Source organism: Butyrivibrio sp. (assembly GCF_017635265.1).
GTDB lineage: Bacteria > Bacillota > Clostridia > Lachnospirales > Lachnospiraceae > Butyrivibrio.
Window position 1 is genome coordinate 1 of the sequence record NZ_JAGBLU010000151.1, and the last position, 2,824, is coordinate 2,824.

The following is a 2,824-nucleotide window of genomic DNA, read 5'->3' on the forward strand; positions in this document are numbered from 1 at the left end:
AATCAATCTTCTTCTTCATCTCTTCATATCTTTCCTGGGCAGTAAGAAAATTACCCTGCTTCTTTTCCTTTATCAGCTTATACTTCCAGCCACCAAAGTTTTCTGGTTCAAAGGGGAGATTTTCCCATGACCATTCAGCCTGCTTTTCATCAATCTCATCAGGAAGCATCAAGGTAACAAGATGACCTCTCTGAGCAGAAAAATCACAATAATAACTTATCTCCGACTTATGATTGTTATAAACTTCCTGTATCTTTCTTTGAAGATCCGGTTTTTCAGCTATAAGTAAAGCACTCTGCATAATTAAATACCCAATCCTTTCTTGGATTCATCATTTAAAACTATCTCAATATGTTCATTAAGAAATCTGATCACGTTCTTATCACCATTCAGCAGTTCGTATTTAACCGGGATAGATATTGTCTGAAGACGACCTTTAACTACACTCCTTACTTTTAAACGATCCTCCTCAAATCCCACAATCGAAAGCTTGTCATCATTAATATCTTCATATATATAGCGGATAGTAATGAATTCCTGATATCTTTTAGTGATATTACCGTTACGCATATTATAGTTATCACTTATTTTTAAAACGAGTCTGTTAAAAAACTTGCGAAGAACCAGGAAAAACATACCTATAAAAACAAAAACGATTACCATAGTAGTCATGTAACTGCCATTTTGTAAGAAAGCAGTCTGTTTTGCTTTTATAAAATAGATGCAGGCAGCAACAATGGTTACTGCAAAGAAAATCCAGTAAACAGTAAGACACTTTTTACCCGTTTTCCTGAGATGCACCGTCATATCCTCAATTTCCTGCCCTAGTGAAAGGGCATATTCGTCTGTCATATCATCAATTAATAAAGCGTCGTCTCTTGTGATCATAAAATTCCTTTCTTTATTACCTATTATTTATTATGGGGAAATTTTGAAACTTGTCTGTAATACAAGCCTGAAGCCCCGTATTTCTATCTTTTTTTCTATTGTTATGTATTGCCTTATAAAGACTGTTACCTTCAGTAAATATCAGTGTCTTTTTCCGAGCCCTTGTTGCTGCAACATATATAAGGCTCCTATCAAGCATACCCTTTGGGGAAGCAGGGACTATAACTACAGCCGTGTCACATTCACTGCCCTGTGATTTATGAGTAGTAATCGCAAATGAAAGTTCCATATCCAGCAGATTATCACCCTGTACATCGATAACATTATCATCAACCGATACAGAAACTCCGTATTTTCCAGATTCATTCTGAAGAATACTAATTATCTTACCTTCATCACCATTTGCATATCCCGCAGGATAATTGTTCCTGGTAAATATAACAGGATCCCCGACATAGTATCTGGTATAGCCATACACGAAATCATCGTTTTTTTCACTAAAATAATCCTGGAACTGCTTGTTGAAATAATATGTACAGGACATATATTTTCTTTTTCTGACCGGAGTATAAAGTCTTACCGAATAAGGATTATTTTTGTCATAATGCTTAGACATATACTCTACAGCAGCTTCAAACATACTCTTTTCATCTTCAAACTTAAGTACAGAAAAATCATCATCTGTGATCAGATTAGCATTTCCATTCTTAATTCTGAATGCATTATCTATAATAGAAGAATTGCCACTTTGTCTGAAAATTGTTTCAAGTCTTACAGTTTCCATCCAGCCAGACTCTATCAGATCCTTGTACACGTTCCCGGCTGCAACAGAAGGAAGCTGGTCTACATCGCCTACAAGTATGACAGTTGAATCTTTTCTGACAGACTGAAATATTATTGAAGCCATTCTGGTATCTATAAAAGAACATTCATCAATAATGACAAAATCATTATTAAGATTCTTAAATCCAAAATTCAGACTGTCAGCAAATGGTTTTATCTCAAGAAGCTTATGAATGGTAGTAGCCTGTTCTCCAGTTTTTTCTCTAATCCTTTTAGCAGCATTAGCAGTTGGTGCCGCCATCACTATGCTTTTTTCAGGAAATACCCTGTGAATATACTTTATCAGTCCATTTATAACAGTGGTTTTTCCGGTACCAGGACCACCGGTTATTATTTTGACACCAGTGTATCTCAGCAAGTCAAATACCTTCAGCTGATCTTCACCAAAAGAAATAGAACCTTCCTTCTCGATTTCTTCTATTGTCCCTCTGTCTACCTCCCCAAGAAAAACCTTGTCAGCCTCCATTTTGGATATGTTAAACGAAATATTTTCTTCGCACATATATAACTGGCTGTCGTAGACACTAAGCTCTTTTTCATTAAAATAGAATTCTTTTTCATTTATAATTTCTCCTATCACATAAAGCGGATTAATCTCACTATCGACACGATTAACTATCTTGCAAAAATCTTCTATGCTGAGACATGTATCTCCTCTTGACTCCATTATACTGAAACACTCCTTAATAAGAGCATCTACACGACTTTTTTCATAAGCCTCAACCCCATGCTGAGTCGCATATCTGTCAATCAGCTCAAAAGGAGCCACGCAGCAGGTCTGGTAAGGATCTTTATTTAAAATATCAAGACAATCCATGCCATATTTCTTATATAGTCTGTATGCAACATGATAATTTCCACCACAGTTATTTATCAGATCAAGCAGTTCTTCAAAAATAATGAACTTCTTTGTTTTTTCGTTTATGATCTCATATTTCTCATAAACAGGATTGTTAAAGATATCAAAACCATGTTCATTTATGTATTTTTCGGCTTTGGAAGGTCCTATCCCCGGGAAAAATTCGGAAGAGAGAAAATCAAGAGAAGAACTCTCGTCAATAGCCTTAACCTTACAGTTAAGAACTCTGTATAA

The 2,824-nt window shown here is 35.5% G+C and carries 2 protein-coding genes and 1 pseudogene; all 3 read right to left on the reverse strand.

The genetic code is table 11. From position 1 onward, the window contains the following. Window positions 1-301: pseudogene (locus J6O61_RS19385) on the reverse strand (hypothetical protein); the annotation flags it as partial. Window positions 302-303: 2 nt separating this feature from the next. Further along, the gene (locus J6O61_RS19390; protein ID WP_292215955.1) at window positions 304-888 is read right to left on the reverse strand and encodes a hypothetical protein; all 585 of its coding nucleotides are present in this window, start codon (window positions 886-888) and stop codon (window positions 304-306) included. 16 nt (window positions 889-904) lie between these two features. Beyond that, window positions 905-2,824 (reverse strand): AAA family ATPase (locus J6O61_RS19395; RefSeq protein WP_292215956.1); only part of this gene is annotated, 1,920 nt, incomplete at its 5' end.

Coding starts and splice junctions, on each gene's coding strand:
- J6O61_RS19390 (WP_292215955.1), bottom strand. CDS start 888: ATGATCACAAGAGACGACGCTTTATTAATTGATGATATGACAGACGAA.